Here is a 19895-nt window from a genome sequence, read left to right as displayed (position 1 = left end):
TCTATCAGGAACGCCGATGCGCCGACCCACCATCTCCGATCTCGCCCGCGCCTCGGGCGTCAGCGTTGCCACCGTCGACCGGGTGCTCAACGGTCGCCACCGCGTGCGCGAGGAAACGGCGCGGCGGGTTTATGACGCGGCCCAGTCGATCGGCTACCATGCCGTCGGCCTCATCCGGCAACGCGTCTTCGAGGATCTGCCGCAATACCGGCTGGCGTTCCTGCTGCAAAAGCCGATGCAGCCCTTCTATCAGGCTTTCGCTCGCGAGATCGAAGTGGCGGCCCGCGCCGTGACCACCGCCCGTGTCCAGATCCAGATCGACTATCCCTCCGCTTCGACACCGGCGGCGATCGTCGAGAAGCTCAGGGCTCTCGGCGCCCGCAATCAGGCCATCGCTCTGGTTGCTCCAGACTATCCTGCGGTGACGGCGGCGATTGAGGAACTGAGGGAAAGAGACATTCCCGTCTTTTCGCTGCTTTCCGACTTCGCCTCAGGGGTGCGCAATGCCTATATTGGCGTCAACAACCGCAAGGTCGGCCGCACCGCCGCCTGGGTGATTGCCAAGACTGCCCGTGTGCCGGGTAAGGTCGCCTGTTTCGTCGGCAGCCACCGTTTTCACGGACATGAGCTGCGCGAGATCGGCTTTCGTTCCTATTTTCGTGAAAACGCGCCGGAATTCGACGTCATCGATACATTGATCAACCTGGATACTCCCGAGATCACCCATGAGGCGACGCTGACGCTGCTGCAGAAGCATCCCGATCTCGTCGGCATTTACGTTTGCGGCGGCGGTATGGAGGGCGCGATCTCGGCGATCCGTGAGGAAAGTCTCGGTGGCAAGATCGCCCTCGTGGTCAACGAGTTGACGCCCGACAGCAAAGCCGGGCTTGCCGACGATATCGTCGCCATGGCGATCGGCACCCCCCTGCCCGCACTCTGCAAAGAGCTGATGGGGCTGATGATGAGTGCGATCGAAAACAGCGAAACGGCCGTTCCCGGCCAGTTCTTCCTGCCCTTCGATATCCATATCTCGGAGAACATCTAGAAATGACGGAAATCTATCATTGTGGTTGAAATTCTTTCAGCAATGAGAGCGGGGCGGCGGCGATGGCCGATGGATTGCCACGGAAATTCCGATAGAGATTCGCAGCCCCATTCACGAGAAACTGCTCCGCTTGATGTCGCGGAGACGAGGAGGATATATCCGTTATGACTTCCATCCGCTTTGCGCTCAACCATATGGCCGCGCCGTCGCTCGCTATCGATGATTTCTTCGCGCTGACAAAGTCGCTCGGCATCGACGCGGTCGAGATCCGCAACGACCTTTCCGGCAATGCCATTCTCGACGGCACCAAACCGGAGGCGATCAAGCAGGCTGCCGAGCGCCATGGACTGACGATCATCTCGATCAACGCGCTGCAGCGCTTCAACGAGTGGAATACCGCAAGGGCTGCTGAAGCGCAGGAACTGATCGATTATGCCAGCGCCTGCGGCGCCAAGGCGCTCGTCCTCGTTCCGAAGAACGACGGCACCGGCTGCGCCGACGGCGAACGCCAGGCCAATCTGCGCGAGTCCCTGACGGCGCTAAAGCCGATGCTCGATAAGGCCGGCATTATCGGCCTCGTCGAGCCGCTCGGTTTCGAGATCTGCTCACTGCGCTCGAAGACCGAGGCGGCCGAGGCAATCAAGGAACTCGGCGCGCAATCGACCTTCAAGCTCGTCCACGACACCTTCCACCATCACCTCGCCGGCGAAGCCTCGACCTTCCCTGAACTGGCCGGTCTCGTGCACATTTCCGGCGTCAGCGACCCCGCTGTATCCGTTGCCGATATGCGCGATTCCCACCGCGTGCTCGTCGATGGCGACGACCGGCTCGACAATGCCGGGCAGATCAAGGCGCTGCTGCAGGCGGGCTACAAGGGTCCGTTCTCCTTCGAGCCCTTCGCGGCCAAAGTGCATGCGGTCAAGGACCCGGCCGCAGCACTTCGCGCCAGCATGGATTATCTCACCGCGCGGGTTTGAAGCCTCAGCGAAATGTAGCGTGACGAGCGGCCGCCGGCGAGCGGCCGATCGTATCGATCTATTCGCGGCCTCTGAACCGGCGCTGATAGGCGGGGTCGTAGAGTGAACTCTCGCGAAAATCCTCTGCGGCAAGCGATGGGCCGACGAAGATGATCGCCGTGCGTTCGATTGGTTCGGCCGCAACCTTTGCCTCGATATCGGACAGCGTGCCGCGCAGGACGCGCTCGTCCGGCCAGGAGGCCTTGACGACGATGGCGACCGGGCAGTCGCCGCCGTAGAGCGGGGTCAATTCCTCCACCACCTGCTTCAGCGCATGGATCGCCAGATGGATCGCCAGCGTGGCGCCCGTCGCGCCGAATTTCGCAAGTGTTTCGTCGTTCGGCATCGGCGACGCGCGGCCGGAAACGCGGGTGAGCACCAGGCTCTGGGCCACGGCCGGGATCGTCAGCTCGCGCCCGAGCGCCGAGGCAGCGGCGGCAAAGGCCGGAACACCGGGTGTCATCGTATAGGCGATGCCGTGCTTCTCAAGCCGGCGCACCTGCTCGGCGACCGCGCTCCAGACCGAGAGATCGCCGGAATGCAGCCGGGCGACATCCTGGCCGGCGGCCGCGGCGCTGAGATATTCCGCCTCGATCTCGTCGAGCGACATCGGTGCGGTATCGACGATAAGCGCATCCGACGGGCAATATTGCAGCAGTTCCAGGGAGACGATCGAACCGGCATAGAGACAGACCGGGCACCGGGCGATGAGATCGCGGCCACGCACCGTGATGAGATCCGCAGCCCCCGGCCCCGCGCCGATGAAATGCACCGTCATTGCGTCATCCTTTCGTCCAACACCACTGCGTCACCGGCATGGCCGGCCGCCAGCCGCTCATGCCGCCGACAGGCCCCGCACGCGCTATTTCGATGCGCGTCAGCGAGCCGCCGCGTTTTGCGTGTTCTGAGAGCAGCACGGCCTCCATTTCCAGCGTCACGGCATTGGCGACGAGCCGCCCTCCCCGCTTCAGCGCGGCGATCGCGGTATCGATGACGTCGGGCGCGCTGCCGCCGCCGCCGAGGAAGATCGCGTCCGGTTCCGGCAGGCCGATCAGCGCGCGGGGTGCTTCGCCTTCGATGACGGCAAGATGCGGCACGCCGAAGGCGGATGCGTTGCGGGCAACGCGCGCGGCCCGCTCCGGCGCCTGCTCGATGGCGATCGTCTTCAGGGAGGGATCGGCCAGCATCCATTCGATACCGATCGATCCGGAGCCGGCGCCGATATCCCAGAGCAGCTGACCGTGATGCGGCGCCAGCGCCGACAGGGTCACCGCCCGGATTTCGCGTTTGGTGATCTGTCCGTCATGCTCGAACAGCGCGTCCTCGATCCCGGCGGCGAAAGGCAGAATGCGCGCCCCCTCCCCTGACGCGATTTGCAGGGCGCAGACGTTGAGAGAATCGATATCCGTGAGATCGAAATCCGCGGCCAAGGCATTTCTTTGCCGTTCGTGTGCGCCGCCCAGCGCCTCGAGCACGGTAAGCTGCGACTGACCGAAACCGGTGGCGGCAAGCAGCGCAGCCAGCTCGGCAGGCCCCTTCTCGTCTGAGGTCAGCGCGAGGATGCGCCGGCCGGCGTGCAGATGCGGCCGGATCAGGTCGATCGGCCTGCCATGCAGCGAAATTGTCGCGATGTCCTGCAGCGGCCAGCCGAGCCGCGAGGCGGCAAGGCTGAAGGCAGAGGGCGCCGGGATGGTACGCATCTCTTCCGACGCCACGTGGCGGGAAAGCGTTGCGCCGACGCCGTAGAGGAAAGGGTCGCCGGAGGCGAGCACGACGACGGGCGTGCCGCGCCTCTGGAGGATGGCATCGACCGAGCGCTCGAACGGGCTCTGCCAGGAAAGTCTTTCGCCTGATATCAGCGACGCCGCAAGCGCATGATGGCGCGCGCCGCCGAAGACGGCAGGTGCAGTGGCGATCAGCCTCTTCGCCTCTTCACCGAGCCCTTCTGGACCATCTTCGCCGATGCCGATAATAGTCAGCCAGCGCGGGCCTGCAGCAGGAGAGATATCAGACATGGGAAGACCTCGCATTCTGATCCTCGGCGGCACCGGCGAGGCGCGGCTGCTTGCCGCAGCACTGGCGATGCGGGGAAATGGCGATGTTCTTCTGTCGCTGGCCGGGCGCACCGAAAAACCGGCCGCGCAGCCGGTTCCGGTTCGCGTCGGCGGTTTCGGCGGTGCCGCGGCGCTCGCCGATTTTTTGAAAGCGGGTGGATATCACCTGCTGATCGACGCCACGCATCCCTTCGCCGAGCGCATTTCCGCCAATGCTGCCTTTGCCGCCGAGGCCAGCGGCATAGCTGCGATTGCTCTGCGCCGTCCGGAATGGCAACGCCTGCCGGGCGATTGCTGGTATGATGTGCAGAGCATACCGGCTGCAATCGAGGCGCTCGGCCCCTCCCCTCGCCGGGTCTTCCTGGCGACCGGCCGGCAGGGCGCCCATCATGCGGAGGCGGCGCCGCAGCATTTCTATCTCATCCGCAGCGTCGATCCTGTCGAGCCGCCGCCGGCGCTTGCCAATGTCGACTATGTGATTGATCGTGGCCCCTTCACGCTGGAAGGCGAATATGCCTTGCTGAAGCGCCACCGGATCGACGCCATCATTGCCAAGAACAGCGGTGGCGCCGCCACCTATGCGAAGATCGAGGCAGCCCGCCTGCTCGGCATCGAGGTGATGATGGTCGCGCGCGCGCCGGCGTCCGCAGTCAAAACGGTCGAAACTGTCGAGGCGACGCTGGCGGCGATCGATCACCTCTTCCCCCCTGCCATGAAGCGCGGGGTATAGACGAGGTCCGGCCGGCCGGGCCGCGTGACGATCCGGGTCTCGGCCGAGCCGATGATGACGCAGGTCGCCATATCGGCTATCGAGGCATCCGCCTGCGACAGCGGCTGCACTGCGATGCGTTCGTCCGGCCGTCCGGCCGCCCGGCCGAAAATGACCGGCGTCGTTGCCGGTAGATGGTCGAGCAACAGCTTGAAGGCTTCCCCGAGTTGCCACGGCCGCGCCCGGCTGATCGGGTTATAAAGAGCAATGACGAAACCCGCCCTGGCAGCCAGTTCGAGGCGGTTTTCTATTGTATTCCAAGGCTTTAGATTGTCAGAAAGCGAGATGGCGCAGAAATCGTGACCAAGCGGCGCCCCGGCTCTTGCCGCCACCGCAAGCATCGCGGTGATGCCGGGCAGGATGGTGAGATCGACGGCGCGCCAGGCTGCCGGCCCGTTCTCGATCGCCTCGCAGACGGCGGCAGCCATGGCGAAAACACCAGGGTCGCCGCCGGAGACGACGCAGACCTTGGCGCCATCGGCGGCCATCGAAAGGGCTGCCCCTGCCCTGTCGAGCTCTTCGCGATTGTCCGAGGCATGCCGCAGCTGATCGTCACGGAGCTGCAGCCTGTCGAGATAGGGTCCGTATCCGAAGAAATCGCTCGCGGCCTCGACTGCCGCCAGCGCTTCCGGCGTCATTTGTTCGGGATTGCCGGGACCGGTGCCGATTACGAAAAGCGCTCCGCTCATCGGCTGCTCTCCCATCCCGGCACCAGCACCAGCGAAAAATACGGCGCCTCGCCGTCAGATCTGTCGGCAAGCTTTTCCAGCGCCGCATTCGCCATGGTGCCGCGCTCGACATAGACGGCTTCCGCCAGCCGACCGGCGGCTTCCAAAGCCCGGCGGATTTTCGGCAGGTTGCGGCCGACCTTCATGATGACGGCGGCCTGGGTATCGGCCAGGCGGCGCGTCAGCTCGGTCTCGGCCATCGTACCGGGCAGTACGGAAAGCACATCATCGCCCTGGACGATCGGCATGCCGGCCAAGGACCAGCAGCCCGACATAGCGCTGATGCCGGGGATCACTTCGGTCGGATAGCGCTGGGAGAGCCTGACATGCAGGTGCATATAGGAACCGTAGAACAGCGGATCGCCTTCGCTGAGTACGGCGACGGTCAGCCCGGCATCGAGATGGCCAGCGACGCTTTCGGCAGAGCGATCATAGAACTGGGTGATCAGGCTCTGGTAGCGTTCGTCGTTCTTGTCGATCTCTGTGGTGACGGGATAATAGAGCGGCAGCAGCGTCACGCCGGATTTCAAGAGCGGCTCGACAATCGCCTTGCCGTTGCCGCCCCTCCCCTGCTTGGCGAAATAGGCAATGACGTCGGCGCCTTCGATGGCGCGCACGGCTTTGAGGGTCAGAAGCTCCGGGTCGCCGGGACCGGTGCCGACGCCGATAAGACGGCCGCTTGTCGTCATAGGCCCGGCCTCGCCAGCGCGTTCAGCGCCGCAGCCGTCATGGCGCTGCCGCCGAGCCGGCCGCGGACGATGGCAAAGGGCACACCGTAGGAATTCTCCGCCAGCGCATCCTTCGATTCCGCCGCGCCGACAAAGCCCACCGGCATGCCGAGGATGGCTGCGGGTTTAGGGGCGCCGTCGCGCAGCAGTTCGAGCAGATGGAAGAGCGCGGTCGGCGCATTGCCGATCGCAACGACGCTGCCGCCGAGCCGGTCGAGCCAGAGATGCATGGCGGCGGCCGATCGCGTGTTGCCGGTCTTAAGCGCCAGTTCCGGTGTGGCGGGGTCGCGCAGCGTGCAGATCACCTCGTTCAGCGCCGGCAGCCGCGCCCGGGTCACGCCCTGAGAGACCATTTCCGCGTCGCAGAAGATCGGCGCCCCGCCCTTCAGGGCTTCGCGCGCGGCGCCGACGAAATCGGCGGAAAACAGGAAATGCTCGGCCGCCTCGACCAGCCCGCAGGCATGGATCATGCGCACGGCGATGTCGGCCTCATCTTGGGTGAAGCGCGAAAGATCGGCCTCGGCGCGGATGATCGCAAAGGAACGCTCGTAGATCGCGTCGCCGCTGCGGATATAATCGTAGTCTGGCATTCTTATTCCTGTCGCAGCGCCTTCGAAACGCCGATTGCGCCAAGCCGTGTAAGGCAGGCGGCGGCCGATTCGCCAGCGTCTCTGTTGTCTTCGATGGACCGGGCGAGCCTCTCTATAGCGAAATCGATCCGACCGCCAGCGATCCGTTCATCCGGCCGATCCGCGGCAAGCCCGTTGAGGATCAGCTCGTAACCTTCAGCCGTGCCCGTCAGCGTCAGCGCCGGCCGGGCATGCGCGCAGCCCTTGGCGCAGCCGGAGAGATGCAGCGTCAGCGAACCGTCGAAGAGGGCAGGTGCTGCGGCAAGGACGCGGCGCGCCAGCGTTCGCGTCCCGTAGAAGGCGGAGCCGCAGGCGCCGGCGCCGGCACAGGCGGCGATATGCTCGCTGTTGTCGCCGGGCTGCGCGCCGAAGCCATGCCTGGCGGCAGCGATCTGCATAGCCGGCACTCTATCTTCCGCCAGGCCGATAAGAAAGAAACCGCGCTCGGGCGCCAGCCGGACGGCGGTTGCACCGTCGGTCGTGGCGAGATCAAGCAGGGCGGTCAGATCTGACGAGCGCATCTGCCCGAATTCCGGCCGGACGCCGAGCACGGTTTTGCCGGCCGCCAGTCTGTGCAGGCCGGTAAGCGGCATCTTGGCTGCGCGAGATGGGAGGGAGCGAGTGGCGCTTAGAGCGGGAAAATGTGCTTGCAGAAGCGCCGGATCGATATCCCGTGCCCGGCTGCCCTGCCCGAGAGCCGCCAACAGGCTGAGGACTTCGCCGACGGCTGAGATTGCCGCCTCGGCGGGACCGACCGCGACCGTCGTTGCCGTCGCACCATCGCCGTTGATGGCGACAAGCCAACCTGTGTCCGGTTGCGCGACGACGCGGATATCGGCGGAAAGTGCCGATAGGCCGAAGGCACCGCCGCCGTCGATGACGATCGACAGTTTCGGCGCAAGCCGCGGCGAGGCGAGCAGCGCCTGAAGCGTGCTGCGCAGGGACAGTTCCATTGCGGCGGGATCGCTCACCTCTTCCGGGTCGAGGCCGTGCAACGGCGAGATTTCGATCGTCGGGCCGTCCGGCACGGTAATGCCCGCGGCTTCGATATCGGCGGCGAGCTGTCCGACGGTCTCGGCCCGCAGCCCGCGGATCTGCAGATTGCCGCGTGCCGTGATCTCGAGAATGCCGTTTCCGTGTGCCGCGGCTGCGCGCGCCAGTGCTCTAAACTGCGGCAGCGTCAGCGCACCTCCGGCCGGCCGCAGCCGCACCAGCAGGCCGTCTCCGGTCGACATCGGTGCGGCCAGGGCGGGGCAGGCGCCGCGCGCGCGCATCTTCGCCGCAGCGCGGACTTGCAGCTCCGTCTCGGCTCTCCTGTCGACCGCCGTTATGGCCTTAGTGCTCATTCCCAATCCTCTGGGCTCTTCTTACATGATCGCAGCCGGCGCGGCAAAACATGATGGAAATGGGCGACCCCGGTTATTCCTCGAAATCCCGCCCCTTGCGCAGGAGATAGATGTCCATGATCCAGCCATGTCGCTGCCTGGCTTCGGCCCTCAGCGCCACGATGTCGGCCGCGATATCGCCGAGCCGCCCGGATCTGACGATCTCGTCCTCGGTGCCGAGATAGGCGCCCCAGAAGATCTCGGCATCGGGATCGTCGATCTTCGCAAAGGCCTGTTCACCGTCGAGCATGACAATCGTCGTGGGCGCCTGGAGCCCCGCCAGCGCCAGTCTGCGCCCCGTGCTGATCTCAATCGGCTTTCCCACCAAGTTGACCGGGATCCTGTGACTGGCGGCCAATGCCTGGATGCTGGTGATTCCGGGAATGACACTGTAGTCGAAATCCACACCGGCATCCTGCCGGGCGCGTTCGATGATGCGGATGGTGCTGTCGTAGAGGCTCGGATCGCCCCAGACGAGAAAGGCGCCGCGGCCGTCATGGGGGAGGTCGGCGATCAGTTCTTTATAGATGAGGGCGATCTCGGCATGCCACGTATCGACGCTTTGGGGGTAGCTTCTGTCGGCGGTCTGCCTTTGCGGCACCGCGAATTCTGAAATCCGGATCCCCGGCCGGGTGACATATCGTTCGCAGATGTCTCGCCGGACCTCGGCAAGCTCTTCCTTGGCCGCGCCCTTCAGCGGCACGAATATCACGTCCGCGGCGTTCATCGCGTTGATCGCCTGTATGGTGACGTGCTCGGGATTGCCCGTGCCGATGCCGATGATATGGATATGTTTCAAGCCGATACTCCCATGAGTCTCGGCGGTCTTGCCGAAAAAGCCGCCCCGCCGCAAGGGCGATGGCGAAGAGTTGGCCGCGGCCAACCGGGCCGGAATGGGCTCCTGGCCCCCATTGTTGCCGGAAATCCCGAATCGTGTCACCTTCGATACGCTTTTTGACGCTATGTTGACAGAAAAGCGCATCGAAAAGGATTGGGTGTTTTGGACAACATTAGCGTATCGACGACAGATGTGCGCATCGAGCGGCATGCGAACCAGCTTTCGCGGCAATTGAAGCTTCTCCGCGACAAGCTGTTTCCGCCGCTCTCGCAAAAGACGCTGCGGACATTTTCTTCAGGCGAGGCCGCCCAGATGATCGGCGTGTCCGACGGCTATCTTCGCCAGCTTTCCCTCGATGGCAAGGGGCCCCAGCCGGAGCTTTCTCAGAATGGCCGGCGCTCCTATACGCTCGGCCAGATCAATGAGTTGCGCCACTATATGGCGAAGCTGAAGCCGAAGGACGCGCTATCCTATCTTCCCTGGCGGCGCCCCGGCGAGAAGCTGCAGACGGTTGCCGTCACCAATTTCAAAGGCGGCTCGGCCAAGACGACGACGACGCTTTATCTGGCGCAGTATTTGGCGCTGGCGGGTTATCGGGTGCTCGCCATCGATCTCGATCCGCAGGCCTCGCTTTCGTCCATGCTGGGCGTCCAGCCCGAATTCGATCTTTCCGATGGCGATACGCTTTATGGCGCCATCCGCTACGATGCCGGCCGCAAACCGCTGAAAGACATCGTCCGCAAGACCTATTTCGACGGGCTCGATCTGGTGCCGGGCAATCTCGAACTGATGGAGTTCGAGCATGAAACGCCGCGGGCGCTCAATGATCGGCAGAAACCGGCCGAGCTGTTCTTCCGCCGCGTCGGTGTCGCCATTGCCGAGGTCGAGGCCGAGTACGACGTGGTGGTGATCGACTGCCCGCCGCAGCTCGGTTACCTGACCCTTGGCGCCGTCTGCGCGGCGACATCGCTGCTCATCACCATCCATCCGCAGATGGTCGACGTCGCCTCGATGTCGCAATTCCTGCTGATGACCTCGGATCTGCTTTCCGTCGTCCGCAAGGCCGGCGGCGATCTGCAGCACGACTTCATCAAATATGTCGTCACCCGTCACGAACCCTTCGATGCGCCGCAGTCGCAGATCGTTGCGCTGCTGCGCAGCCTGTTCGGCGACGACGTCTTGACGGCGACCATTCTCAAGTCGACGGCGATCGCCGATGCCGGTCTGACCAAGCAGACGCTGTTCGAAATCGAGAAGGGGCAGGTGCGCCGCTCGACTTACGACCGGGCGCTGGAATCGGTCAACGCCGCCAACGGCGAGGTTCTCGCCGGCATTCACAAAGCCTGGGGCCGGACATGAGCAGACGCGATCGCCTGAAAGGTCTTTTCGACGACACGGCGCAGGAGTTGGCCGCGGCCAACTACGAAGAACCGTCTTCGCGCGGTTCGGCTGGGCCTGTCCGGACGATGGCGTTGACCCTCGGGCGCATGGAGGAAGAGAGCAGGGCGATGCACGAAGCCCTGCTTTCCGGCGAACGCATCGTCGAACTCGATCCCGATCTGATCGATTCCTCCTTCGTCCGCGACCGCCTCGCCGACCAGCCGCTCGATATCGACGACGAGCTGGTGCAGTCGATCGCCGAAAACGGCCAGGAAGTGCCGGTTCTCGTTCGTCGCCATCCCGATGATGAGAGCCGCTACCAGATCGCCTACGGCCATCGCCGCCTGCAGGCCGTCAAGCTGCTCGGCCGCAAGGTGCAGGCGATCGTCCGCAGCCTTGACGATACCGATGTCGTCATCGCCCAGGGCATCGAAAATTCGGCGCGCCGCAACCTTTCCTATATTGAGCGCGCGGTCTTTGCCCTCAATCTCGAACTTAAGGGCTTTGAGCGTCCGGTCATCATGAAGGCGCTGTCGACCGACAAGACGGAGCTGTCGAAGCTGCTCTCCGTCGCCAGGGCCATCCCGGCCGAGATCGTCAGGTCGGTGGGTGCCGCGCCCGCCATCGGGCGCCGCAGATGGATGGCGCTTGCTCAGGACTGGAACGGGATGACGGCGGCGCGGCTTGCCAAGCTCATCGGCTCGGAAAAGTTCATGGGCGAGGAAAGCGACCGCCGCTTTGAACTTCTGGTGGCCGAGCTCGCCAGGAAAGAGGCGAAGCCGGAAGCCACGGAATATGACTGGAAGCCGAAGAGCGGCGGCAAGATTGCCGGCCGAATCAAGAGCGCCGGCAATTCCTTCACGATCGCGTTGAAGACCGGCGATGCGCCGGATTTCGGCGCTTACATTTCACGCCGTCTCGATGAGCTTTACGAAGCCTATCGGGCCGGCAGGTTGCAAGCAGGAGAATAGGCCGCAAAAGAAAAAAGCCTCCGAACGTTGCCGTCGCGGAAGCCTTTCTCATATCTGGACAATCTGAGAATCGCACTTCCTCGAATCACTGTCAAGCATCTTCGGCATCCTTTTGGGTGGTAGATTTCTTTTGCCTTGAAAAAAGGTGAGAGACATGGAGCCTCAATACGTATCGACGCCCTTTGGGCGCCGATCGATGACGCTTGGCATGCTGGCAAGCCAGGAAAGCGCCAGCAAGGTCGAACCGGACGCATCGGTCGATAAGTGGAAGATTTTTCGCGCGCTCTGCGAAGCAAAGGACATGGTCGGCGTATCCGATCGTGCGCTCGCCGTTCTCAACGCGCTGTTGACCTTCTATCCAAAGAACGAGATTGCCGAGGCCAACGGCTTCGTGGTCTTTCCCTCGAACGAGCAGCTATCGCTGCGCACGCATGGCATGGCCGGAACGACGCTGCGGCGGAACCTGGCGATGCTGGTGGAAGCCGGGCTGATCATCCGGCGTGACAGCCCGAACGGGAAGCGGTTCGCTCGCCGTAACGGCGAGGGCGGGCTTGGCGAGGCCTTCGGCTTCAGCCTGGCGCCGCTGCTGGCGCGTGCCGGCGAGATCGAGGCACAGGCGGCTCAGGTGCTCGCCGACAAGCTCGAATGGAAGCGTCTGCGGGAGCGGCTGACGCTCTGCCGACGCGATATCAGCAAACTCATCGAGATCGCCCTGGAAGAGGAAATCGCCGGCGAATGGATCGAGATGCAGAGGCATTTCACGCTGCTTTCGGCAAGCCTGCCGCGCCGCCCGTCGGCCGCCGAGATGGAAAGCCTGCTGACCGATCTCGAAGCCTTCCGCGAATTGATCGTCAAGACGCTGGAACTGAAGGCGAAAACAGAAAAATCAGACGCCAATGACAGCCAAAACGGTCGGCACATACATAATTCAAACCCACACCCCTTATCTGAACTTGAACCAAGCTTCGAACCGAAGCAGGGGGCAAAGCCGGAGGAAGAACCGCGGCCGTGGCGGGAGCCGCCAAAATCCTTCCCACTTGCGATGGTGCTGCAGGCCTGCCCGGAGATCGTCGCTTATGGGCCGGGCGGCGGGATCGGCAGCTGGCGGGATCTGATGGCGGCGGCCGTCATCGTCCGTTCCATGCTGGGCGTCAGCCCGAGCGCCTATCAACTGGCCTGCGATGTCATGGGGCCGGAAAACGCCGCGACGGTGATCGCCTGCATCCTGGAAAGGGGCGGCCATATCAACTCGGCCGGCGGCTATCTGCGTGATCTGACACGGCGGGCCGAGCGCGGCGAGTTCTCGCTTGGGCCGATGCTGATGGCGCTGATGCGGGCAAATGGTCCGGCAGCGAGGAAAACCGGATGAACGGCGATGAAATAGGTTCGCGCCAGTTGCGACAGCTAGAAGATATGCGGCGCGTCGCTCAGCCGTCTCGACCGCTTCCTTCCCTGACCATTCTGTTTGAAATGCGCCGTTAACCATGTCATAGATGGCGGAAGGAAACGTTTGCTTTGCTTCCATTTGTAAAAAACCGTAAAGCTTAACAATGCGCTACGAAATCGACAGTGCGATGCTTCAAACCCTGCTTCCGTCCTTTGCCGCAGCAGAGGATGCGCTGGCGCGGCTGGACGAACGGGTGGTGCGTTCACCGGTCGGCGAGGGGTTTGCCGAACGCAGTCATTTCTTCGATGCCGCCGGCGCGCTGTGGGTGGCCGGCGAACTCGTGCATGTCGAAGATCTGGTTTTGCACGATGCGCATATGGACAGCCGGGCGCCCAGCCACGAGCTGACGATCGCCCATTCCGTGCTGCGGGCCCGCCGGCGCATCTGGACCGGGGAGCCTGCCTGGGCGCTCGGAGCCTCGGGGCTTGCGACGCTGACGGCGACGCTCGGGGAAGGGGAGGGGACGGTGCCTGAAGTAAAGAGCCCCGCAGTCCCGGTCGAGACCGACGAAGAGGGCGGGGATGAGGACGGGCCGCTGGCTGCCGAGATGGCCGAGATCGATGCGCTGCTTGCCCGCTCGCAGAAGCTGCTCGACATCCATACAGGCAAGGCGCCGGCAAGCGAGACGGTCGCCGCTGCCCCGTCACGGCGCAATGACGATCCTCTCGGCTTGCTGGGTGACGACGAATGGGACGAGGAACAGCGGCTTGCCGAGTGGCGCAGCCTATTGCCATTGGCTGACAGCTTGCCGCCGGTTCTCGGCGCCATCATCCTTTTCGAAGCCTGGGAACGGATCGAGCCATTGCGGCGTCAGCATTGGCTCGGCGGTCTTCTGGTCGCAGGCCACCTGCGCGCCCGCGGCAAGGTCGCCTCGCATCTCTTTTCTTTTTACGGCGGGCTGAAGCTGGTGCGCCATGAACGTCGCCGGGCGCGCGATCGGGCGACGCGGCTGCAGGCCTTCCTGGAGGCGATGCATCTGGGGGCTGCGGCCGGGCTGAAGGAACTCGACCGGTTGTCGCTCGCCCGCACCCAGATGGAGCTGCGCTTCCGCGGCCGCCGCTCGAATAGCAGCCTGCCCGATCTTGCCGATTTCATCCTGTCGCGGCCGATGGTCTCGGCGGCAATGATTGCCCGGCATCTGCGCATTACGCCGCGGGGCGCGCTGAACCTCGTCAACGAGATCGGCATTCGTGAAATCACCGGCCGCGGCCGCTACCGCGCCTGGGGCATCATCTGAAACGAAAGCGGCCGGGTCGACGACCCGGCCACACTGGCTCTATGTTATCCATGTATTTAAAGTGAGCACCCGATCCGCCATCCTGTCACAGAGTGCAGACCAGGCGCTCTTGCGCTTCCATTGCCCCCAGAAGCGCAGTCCCTATTCCCGCTCGCCCGTGAAGTTGAGCAGAAGCTGGAAGATGTTGACGAAGTTCAGGTAGAGCGAGAGCGCACCGAAAACGGCGAGCTTCTGGTTCGATTCCTGATCGTAGTTTTCCGAATACTGTTCCTTGATGTTCTGTGTGTCGTAGGCGGTAAGGCCGACGAAGACGACGATACCGATCACCGAGACGGCGAACTGCAGCGCGGACGAACCCAGAAAGATGTTGACGATGCTGGCGATGACAACGCCGATGAGACCCATCATCAGGAACGAGCCCATGCGCGACAGGTCACGCTTCGTCACATAGCCGTATAGGCTCGTCGCGCCGAACATCGTGGCGGTGATGAAGAAAGTCCGCGCAATGCTCATCCCGGTGAAGACCAGGAAGACGGAGGCGAGCGACAGACCCATCACGGCGCAGAAGGCCCAGAAGGTGATCTGCGCGGTGCTGGCCGACATCGTCTGGATGCGAAACGAGAAGAAGAAGACGAAGGCGAGCGGCGCCAGCATCACCACCCACTTCAGCGGCGAGCCGAAGATCGGCACGTAGAGAGCTGGCGTCGAGCCAACGACGAAGGCGACGAGGCCAGTGATGACGAGACCGAGAGCCATGTAATTATAGACGCGCAGCATATGCTGGCGCAGGCCTTCGTCGAAGGCGGCCTGGGTGCCGGCCACGGCGCCGTAGCGGGAATTGATCGGGTTCATGCTGATCTCCTCGGTTTGAACTAATAGAGCGAACGGGCGAGCCGTTCGGCCGCCTGATCGAGATTGAGGCCGCTTTCGTCGGCGATCAGCGCATAGGCGACCTCGCCGATCTGCCAATAGGCGGCTTCTGCTTTCTCAAGTGCGAGATGGCTGACCGGCTTGACCTCGAATGCCCCCGGGCGAACGGCGAAAAGCGACAGCCGTTTTCCATCCGACTGCTCGATCGCCATCTCGACACTGGGGCCGAATTCGGATGGGAAGATCTGCACGTCGGCAACCTTCCAATCCGCAGGCAGTTCCGGCATCACGATGGCGGTAGCGGCGCGAATATCGTCAGCGCTGTAGGTGGTCGGCGTCTGCGGGGGCATCGATTGCCGCAGGGCCGCGGTCTGATAGGCACGGACGGCATCCTCGACATAGGCGGGTGCCGGCACCGATGCCGATACCTCGGTTGCCGAGAAAGCGCCGAAGGAATTATGTGCCACCCAGCCGGCGGTCACCAGAATGCCGACAGCGGCAATGCGCTGCATGGAATGGAAGATGCGGCCATAGGAAAGGCCACGTTCCAGCCGGCGGGCCGCATCGCGGGTCTCCGGGCGGCCAAAGGCGCTTTCGCCGGCGAGCGCCAAGCGCAGCTCGCCCTTGACGCTGAGGTCGGCCATGACCTTGGCGGCAATCGCCGGATGGTCTGAGAGATAGGATTCCACCTGGATGCGGCGGGCGACATCGAGTTCGCCATCCACATAGGCGTCGAGATCGGCATCGAGGATCGGATCAATTGCTTTCATTGCCGTCTCCTCCGATCAGTCTCAGATGCGACTTGCGCGGCGTGTTCTCCTCGAATTCGCGCAATTGCGCGCGGGCGCGGGAGATGCGCGACATCAGCGTCCCTATCGGAATGCCGAGCGCATTGGCGGCTTCCTGGTAGGAAAGGTCTTCGATTGCAACAAGATGCAGCGCCTCGCGCTGTTCCTCCGGCAGGCCGAAAAAGGCGTCGCGCACCTGCTGCAGGCGCACGGCATGTTCCTGGCCGGCCGGCAGCGACTGCTCGGCCTCGACAGCCGCCTCGTCATGGCGGCGGGTCAGCGATCGGTTCTGGCGCAGGCGGTCGATATGAGCGTTGTGCAGGATAGAGAGCAGCCAGGTGCGCAGATTGCCGCCGCTGCGGAAGCTCTTTTTCTTCTCGAGCGCACGCACCAGCGCATCATGCACCAGATCCTCCGCCTCGTCCGAATTGCGCACCAGCGAGCGAGCATAGCGCCTGAGCGCTGCAAGCTGTCCGATGACGTCGAAGGGGCGTTCTTTGCGTTCCATGATTGAGTATACGCAAGCGCGGCCGATTTTATTCCCGGCGCGGCTAAAAAAATCATGCGGGCCGAAGATGCCGTTGCCGCACCTCAAATCCGCGATTGTTTATGACAATTATATGACAGATCATGACGCCGCTGATTTGAGGGGAAAATAAAGAATGAAAGATAAGAAGCGGGTCTACGAAGCTCTCGTAGACGGCGCCATGGAAGGGCTGACGGATCAGGCGCTCTATGATTTCGTCAAAGCGCGTTGTCCAAACGCCACCAGCAAGAAGATCGTCCGGGCCTCGCTTCTCGCCTTGATCGATCCCCATCTGAGAGACCGCAATATTCTCGACGTGATCTACGCGCTTGCGATCAAACATCGGCTGGATGACGGCGAGGGAGAGGGAGCTCCATCGGCGCTGGCAGCCAATCAGAACATGCCGCAGCTTTCCTGAACAGCGCCATCTGCGTTTCCCAACATGGTCAGCCGCCGTCCGAAAGTCCTTCGAGGATCGGACAGTCCGGCCTGTCATTGCCGTGGCACGCATGCACAAGATGCTCCAGCGTGCGGCGCAGTTGCGAGAGTTCGCGGATTTTGCGGTCGATCTCGGCAAGCTTGGTCTCGGCGATATCCTTGACGTCGGCGCTTGCCCGGCTTTTGTCCTCATAGAGCGCCAGCAACTGCCGGCATTCCTCGACGGAAAAGCCGAGACCGCGCGAGCGCTGCAGGAAGCGCAGCTTGTGAATGTCGGTCGCGGCATAGTCGCGGTAGCCGTTTCCGCCCCTTTCGGGGCGGATCAGGCCGATATCCTCGTAATAGCGGATGGTCTTTGAAGGCAGGCCGGACTGCTCGGATGCTTCGCCGATATTCATCGCCATCTCCTATAATTTTGCAAAGCGCAGTCTCAGCGCATTTGAAATCACCGAGACCGATGAGAGGCTCATCGCCGCTGCCGCGATCATCGGCGATAGCAGCAGCCCGAAGATCGGATAGAGCACACCGGCTGCGACCGGCACCCCGAGCGCGTTGTAGCCGAAGGCGAAGCCGAGATTCTGGCGGATGTTGCGCATCGTCGCCTCGGCCAGCCGCCGCGCCCTGACGATGCCGGTGAGATCGCCCTTCACCAGGGTAATGCCGGCGCTTTCCATCGCCACGTCGGCGCCGGTGCCCATGGCGATGCCGACATCGGCAGCAGCGAGCGCCGGCGCGTCGTTGACGCCGTCTCCGGCCATGGCGATGACGGCGCCCTTGGAGCGCAGTTCGTCGATCAGCGCGCTCTTGCCCTCCGGCAGCATGTCGGCGCAGACCTCGTCGATCCCCAGGCTTTTTGCCACCGCCCGCGCCGTGCGCTCATTGTCGCCCGTTGCCATGATGATCTTCAGACCGCTGTCGTGCAGCGCCTTGATAGCGGCTTGAGTGGTCGGCTTGATCCGGTCGGCAACGGCGACGAGACCGGCAAGCGCGCTGTCGACCACCACGAACATCACCGTCTTGCCATCGCCGCGCAGGGCTTCGGTCTTCTCGGCAAGCGCCGAAGCATCGATGCCGAGATCGGCGAGCATCGCCGCATTGCCGAGCGCCACCATCGTGTCACCGGCAAGACCCTGAACGCCCTTGCCGGTCTTTGCCTCGAAGCCGGTGACCTCGACGAAGGCGACGCCGCGCTCCTCGGCGCCGGAAACGATCGCTTCGGCCAGCGGATGTTCGGAGCCGCGCTCCAGGCTGGCGGCCAGCGACAGCAGCCGGTTTTCGTCGGTTCCACCGAAGGCGACGATGTCGGTAAGCTTCGGCTTTCCCTCGGTCAGCGTGCCTGTTTTGTCAACGATCAGCGTATCGACCTTGGAGAAACGCTCCAGTGCTTCGGCGTCCTTGATCAGCACGCCTTCTCCAGCGCCGCGCCCCGTCGCGATCATGATCGACATCGGTGTGGCAAGACCGAGTGCGCAGGGGCAGGCGATGATCAGAACGGCGACGGCGGCCAGCAGCGCATTGGCAAGGCTCGGCTCAGGTCCGACCGCTGCCCAGACGATGAAGGCAAGGATGGCCGCGGCGACGACCGCCGGCACGAAGAAGGCCGACACCCGGTCGACCGCCCCCTGGATCGGCGCCCGCGAGCGCTGCGCCTTGGCGACCATGTCGACGATGCGCGACAGCACCGTGTCGGCGCCGACCTTCTCGGCCGACATGACGAGCGCGCCGTTCTTGTTGATCGTGCCGCCGGTCAGTCCGTCGCCTTTCGACTTCTCCACGGGCAGAGGCTCGCCTGTAATCATCGATTCGTCGACGGTCGACTGGCCCTCGAGGACGGAGCCATCCACCGGCACACGCTCGCCCGGGCGCACGCGCAGCCGGTCGCCGGTCTCAATCTCGTCCACCGGCACGTCACTCTCGCTGCCATCGGCACCAATGCGGCGTGCCGTCTTCGGCGCGAGATCGAGCAGCGCGCGGATCGCCGAACCGGTGCGCTCGCGTGCCTTCAATTCCAGCACCTGGCCGACGAATACGAGAGCGACGATGACGGCGGCCGCCTCGAAATAGATCGGCACGGCGGCGCCATGGCCGCGAAAGCTCATCGGGAAGATCCCTGGCGCGAGCGTGGCGACGAGGCTGTAGACATAGGCGGTGCCGACGCCGAGACCGATCAGCGTCCACATATTCGGGCTGCGGTTGACGACGGACGCCCATGCACGCCGGAAGAAGGGCAGGGCCGCCCACAGCACCACAGGCGTTGCCAGCAACAGCTCGATGTAACTCGCCTGCGGTTCGCCGATCGCTTCGCGGAGCGGCAGGCCGAGCATCGGTCCCATGCCGAGGGCGAGCAGCGGCAGAGCCAGGATGGCGCTGACCCAAAGCCGTCTGGTGAAGTCGACAAGTTCCGGGTTTGGGCCTTCGCCGGCTGGCGGAATGCCCATCGGCTCCAGCGCCATGCCGCATTTCGGGCAGTCGCCAGGCCGGTCGCTGACGACCTCCGGGTGCATCGGGCAGGTATAGAGCGTGTCCTTCGGCGCCGGCTTTGCCGCCGGGCGGTTGCCGTCGCGATAGGCGGAGGGATCGGCTTCGAATTTTGTCCGGCAAGCGGCCGAGCAGAAGTAGAATTTCTCGCCCTCGACTTTCAGAAAATGTTTCGCCGTCGAGCGATCGACGGTCATGCCGCAGACGGGATCCTTTGCCGTCAGGTAATCCTGCGGCGCGGCCGCAAATTTCGTCCGGCAGCCCTCGGAGCAGAAATGATAGAGACGGCCGGCGTGATCGAGCGATGACTTGCCGACCTCCGGATCAACGGTCATGCCGCAGACCGGATCGCGGGTCATGACGCCGGCAGTCTTTTCCGGGCCATGGCTGCAACAGCTGTGATTGTCATCAAGGATGTGACCGTGATGGTGATCGTGGTCGTGTTTGATATTCATGACTATCTCCTATGCCCTGGGGCAGTTGGAGATGCTTATCCACCTTCCAGCAACTGGAAGGTCAAGCGCTAATTTTGACAAGGCCCATTTTTTGAAGCTGGCGCTCTGTCGCC

General features: G+C 63.6%; 20 protein-coding genes. 8 read left to right on the top strand and 12 right to left on the bottom strand.

The features are described from left to right. The first annotated feature begins 16 nt into the window (after positions 1 to 16). The gene (locus K6N12_RS01745; protein WP_183777841.1) at positions 17 to 1045 is read left to right on the top strand and encodes a LacI family DNA-binding transcriptional regulator; all 1029 of its coding nucleotides are present in this window, start codon (positions 17 to 19) and stop codon (positions 1043 to 1045) included. Positions 1046 to 1209: 164 nt separating this feature from the next. Then, positions 1210 to 2022, top strand: a complete 813-nt coding sequence (locus tag K6N12_RS01740; protein ID WP_183777842.1) for a TIM barrel protein — start codon at positions 1210 to 1212, stop codon at positions 2020 to 2022. A gap of 58 nt (positions 2023 to 2080) precedes the next feature. On the opposite strand, the gene cobM is transcribed toward K6N12_RS01740, so the two are convergent. Both cobM and cbiE read right to left on the bottom strand, forming a co-directional pair. Further along, entirely contained in the window at positions 2081 to 2839 is a 759-nt protein-coding gene (cobM, locus tag K6N12_RS01735; protein ID WP_183777843.1) for a precorrin-4 C(11)-methyltransferase, read from the bottom strand. A gap of 4 nt (positions 2840 to 2843) precedes the next feature. Next, the gene (gene cbiE / locus K6N12_RS01730; RefSeq protein ID WP_183777844.1) at positions 2844 to 4076 is read right to left on the bottom strand and encodes a precorrin-6y C5,15-methyltransferase (decarboxylating) subunit CbiE; all 1233 of its coding nucleotides are present in this window, start codon (positions 4074 to 4076) and stop codon (positions 2844 to 2846) included. Here cbiE and K6N12_RS01725 point away from each other — a divergent pair. Further along, entirely contained in the window at positions 4075 to 4845 is a 771-nt protein-coding gene (locus tag K6N12_RS01725) for a cobalt-precorrin-6A reductase (protein WP_222148623.1), read from the top strand. The two genes, cbiE and K6N12_RS01725, sit on opposite strands and share 2 nt — an antisense overlap. On the opposite strand, the gene K6N12_RS01720 is transcribed toward K6N12_RS01725, so the two are convergent. The 5 genes from K6N12_RS01720 to cobF form a co-directional block, all read right to left on the bottom strand. Continuing rightward, positions 4809 to 5573, bottom strand: a complete 765-nt coding sequence (locus K6N12_RS01720) for a precorrin-3B C(17)-methyltransferase (protein ID WP_183777846.1) — start codon at positions 5571 to 5573, stop codon at positions 4809 to 4811. The two genes, K6N12_RS01725 and K6N12_RS01720, sit on opposite strands and share 37 nt — an antisense overlap. After that, positions 5570 to 6301, bottom strand: coding sequence for a precorrin-2 C(20)-methyltransferase (locus tag K6N12_RS01715; RefSeq protein WP_097625678.1), 732 nt, complete (start codon positions 6299 to 6301; stop codon positions 5570 to 5572). Before K6N12_RS01715 ends, K6N12_RS01720 begins: the two co-directional genes overlap by 4 nt. Beyond that, positions 6298 to 6930 (bottom strand): precorrin-8X methylmutase, encoded by a 633-nt coding sequence (locus K6N12_RS01710; RefSeq protein WP_183777847.1) that lies wholly within the window; start codon positions 6928 to 6930, stop codon positions 6298 to 6300. The genes K6N12_RS01715 and K6N12_RS01710 overlap by 4 nt, the downstream gene beginning before the upstream one ends. A 2-nt stretch (positions 6931 to 6932) precedes the next feature. Next, complete coding sequence (cobG, locus tag K6N12_RS01705; RefSeq protein ID WP_183777848.1) at positions 6933 to 8315, bottom strand: precorrin-3B synthase; 1383 nt, start codon at positions 8313 to 8315, stop codon at positions 6933 to 6935. A gap of 73 nt (positions 8316 to 8388) precedes the next feature. Continuing rightward, positions 8389 to 9153, bottom strand: a complete 765-nt coding sequence (gene cobF / locus K6N12_RS01700; RefSeq protein ID WP_222148622.1) for a precorrin-6A synthase (deacetylating) — start codon at positions 9151 to 9153, stop codon at positions 8389 to 8391. Between the two features lie 201 nt (positions 9154 to 9354). Between cobF and repA the strand changes: the two genes are divergently transcribed. The 4 genes from repA (at position 9355) to K6N12_RS01680 (ending at position 14227) form a co-directional block, all read left to right on the top strand. After that, the gene (gene repA, locus K6N12_RS01695; RefSeq protein ID WP_183777850.1) at positions 9355 to 10551 is read left to right on the top strand and encodes a plasmid partitioning protein RepA; all 1197 of its coding nucleotides are present in this window, start codon (positions 9355 to 9357) and stop codon (positions 10549 to 10551) included. Then, complete coding sequence (repB, locus tag K6N12_RS01690) at positions 10548 to 11543, top strand: plasmid partitioning protein RepB (RefSeq protein ID WP_183777851.1); 996 nt, start codon at positions 10548 to 10550, stop codon at positions 11541 to 11543. The genes repA and repB overlap by 4 nt, the downstream gene beginning before the upstream one ends. 154 nt (positions 11544 to 11697) lie before the next feature. Further along, on the top strand, positions 11698 to 12912 hold the full coding sequence (repC, locus tag K6N12_RS01685) for a plasmid replication protein RepC (RefSeq protein WP_183777852.1): 1215 nt from the start codon (positions 11698 to 11700) through the stop codon (positions 12910 to 12912). Positions 12913 to 13093: 181 nt separating this feature from the next. After that, a complete protein-coding gene (locus tag K6N12_RS01680) occupies positions 13094 to 14227 on the top strand; it encodes an RHE_PE00001 family protein (RefSeq protein ID WP_183777853.1) in 1134 nt (377 codons plus the stop codon). A 141-nt stretch (positions 14228 to 14368) separates the two neighbouring features. Here K6N12_RS01680 and K6N12_RS01675 read toward each other — a convergent pair whose 3' ends face one another. Genes K6N12_RS01675 through K6N12_RS01665 form a run of 3 tightly spaced genes read right to left on the bottom strand, consistent with a single transcriptional unit; the run spans position 14369 to position 16393 of the window. Further along, positions 14369 to 15079, bottom strand: a complete 711-nt coding sequence (locus K6N12_RS01675) for a Bax inhibitor-1/YccA family protein (protein ID WP_097625671.1) — start codon at positions 15077 to 15079, stop codon at positions 14369 to 14371. Positions 15080 to 15099: 20 nt separating this feature from the next. Continuing rightward, positions 15100 to 15867 carry an anti-sigma factor family protein gene (locus K6N12_RS01670; protein ID WP_097625670.1) on the bottom strand — a complete coding sequence of 256 codons (768 nt, stop codon included), beginning with the start codon at positions 15865 to 15867 and terminating at the stop codon, positions 15100 to 15102. Next, a complete protein-coding gene (locus K6N12_RS01665) occupies positions 15854 to 16393 on the bottom strand; it encodes a sigma-70 family RNA polymerase sigma factor (RefSeq protein ID WP_183777854.1) in 540 nt (179 codons plus the stop codon). The genes K6N12_RS01670 and K6N12_RS01665 overlap by 14 nt, the downstream gene beginning before the upstream one ends. A 154-nt stretch (positions 16394 to 16547) precedes the next feature. Here K6N12_RS01665 and K6N12_RS01660 point away from each other — a divergent pair, with 154 nt between their 5' ends. Next, positions 16548 to 16829, top strand: coding sequence for a hypothetical protein (locus tag K6N12_RS01660; protein WP_183777855.1), 282 nt, complete (start codon positions 16548 to 16550; stop codon positions 16827 to 16829). A 28-nt stretch (positions 16830 to 16857) separates the two neighbouring features. Here K6N12_RS01660 and cueR read toward each other — a convergent pair whose 3' ends face one another. Further along, entirely contained in the window at positions 16858 to 17247 is a 390-nt protein-coding gene (gene cueR / locus K6N12_RS01655) for a Cu(I)-responsive transcriptional regulator (protein ID WP_097625667.1), read from the bottom strand. A 9-nt stretch (positions 17248 to 17256) separates the two neighbouring features. Then, entirely contained in the window at positions 17257 to 19782 is a 2526-nt protein-coding gene (locus K6N12_RS01650; protein ID WP_222148621.1) for a heavy metal translocating P-type ATPase, read from the bottom strand. Positions 19783 to 19895: the final 113 nt, after the last annotated feature.

The sequence above is a fragment of the Rhizobium redzepovicii genome, from assembly GCF_019793435.1.
In the GTDB taxonomy this organism is placed as follows: domain Bacteria; phylum Pseudomonadota; class Alphaproteobacteria; order Rhizobiales; family Rhizobiaceae; genus Rhizobium; species Rhizobium redzepovicii.
This window is presented reverse-complemented; position numbering and strand designations above follow the sequence as displayed.

Bases quoted from the DNA above. Each gene is read 5' to 3' on its own strand.
- cueR (WP_097625667.1), bottom strand. From the start codon at position 17,247: ATGAATATCGGCGAAGCATCCGAGCAGTCCGGCCTGCCTTCAAAGACC.
- K6N12_RS01660 (WP_183777855.1), top strand. From the start codon at position 16,548: ATGAAAGATAAGAAGCGGGTCTACGAAGCTCTCGTAGACGGCGCCATG.
- repB (WP_183777851.1), top strand. From the start codon at position 10,548: ATGAGCAGACGCGATCGCCTGAAAGGTCTTTTCGACGACACGGCGCAG.
- cobM (WP_183777843.1), bottom strand. From the start codon at position 2,839: ATGACGGTGCATTTCATCGGCGCGGGGCCGGGGGCTGCGGATCTCATC.
- K6N12_RS01650 (WP_222148621.1), bottom strand. From the start codon at position 19,782: ATGAATATCAAACACGACCACGATCACCATCACGGTCACATCCTTGAT.
- cobG (WP_183777848.1), bottom strand. From the start codon at position 8,315: ATGAGCACTAAGGCCATAACGGCGGTCGACAGGAGAGCCGAGACGGAG.
- K6N12_RS01725 (WP_222148623.1), top strand. From the start codon at position 4,075: ATGGGAAGACCTCGCATTCTGATCCTCGGCGGCACCGGCGAGGCGCGG.
- K6N12_RS01710 (WP_183777847.1), bottom strand. From the start codon at position 6,930: ATGCCAGACTACGATTATATCCGCAGCGGCGACGCGATCTACGAGCGT.
- K6N12_RS01720 (WP_183777846.1), bottom strand. From the start codon at position 5,573: ATGAGCGGAGCGCTTTTCGTAATCGGCACCGGTCCCGGCAATCCCGAA.
- K6N12_RS01745 (WP_183777841.1), top strand. From the start codon at position 17: ATGCGCCGACCCACCATCTCCGATCTCGCCCGCGCCTCGGGCGTCAGC.
- cbiE (WP_183777844.1), bottom strand. From the start codon at position 4,076: ATGTCTGATATCTCTCCTGCTGCAGGCCCGCGCTGGCTGACTATTATC.
- K6N12_RS01740 (WP_183777842.1), top strand. From the start codon at position 1,210: ATGACTTCCATCCGCTTTGCGCTCAACCATATGGCCGCGCCGTCGCTC.
- repC (WP_183777852.1), top strand. From the start codon at position 11,698: ATGGAGCCTCAATACGTATCGACGCCCTTTGGGCGCCGATCGATGACG.
- K6N12_RS01715 (WP_097625678.1), bottom strand. From the start codon at position 6,301: ATGACGACAAGCGGCCGTCTTATCGGCGTCGGCACCGGTCCCGGCGAC.
- K6N12_RS01675 (WP_097625671.1), bottom strand. From the start codon at position 15,079: ATGAACCCGATCAATTCCCGCTACGGCGCCGTGGCCGGCACCCAGGCC.
- K6N12_RS01670 (WP_097625670.1), bottom strand. From the start codon at position 15,867: ATGAAAGCAATTGATCCGATCCTCGATGCCGATCTCGACGCCTATGTG.
- K6N12_RS01680 (WP_183777853.1), top strand. From the start codon at position 13,094: ATGCGCTACGAAATCGACAGTGCGATGCTTCAAACCCTGCTTCCGTCC.
- K6N12_RS01665 (WP_183777854.1), bottom strand. From the start codon at position 16,393: ATGGAACGCAAAGAACGCCCCTTCGACGTCATCGGACAGCTTGCAGCG.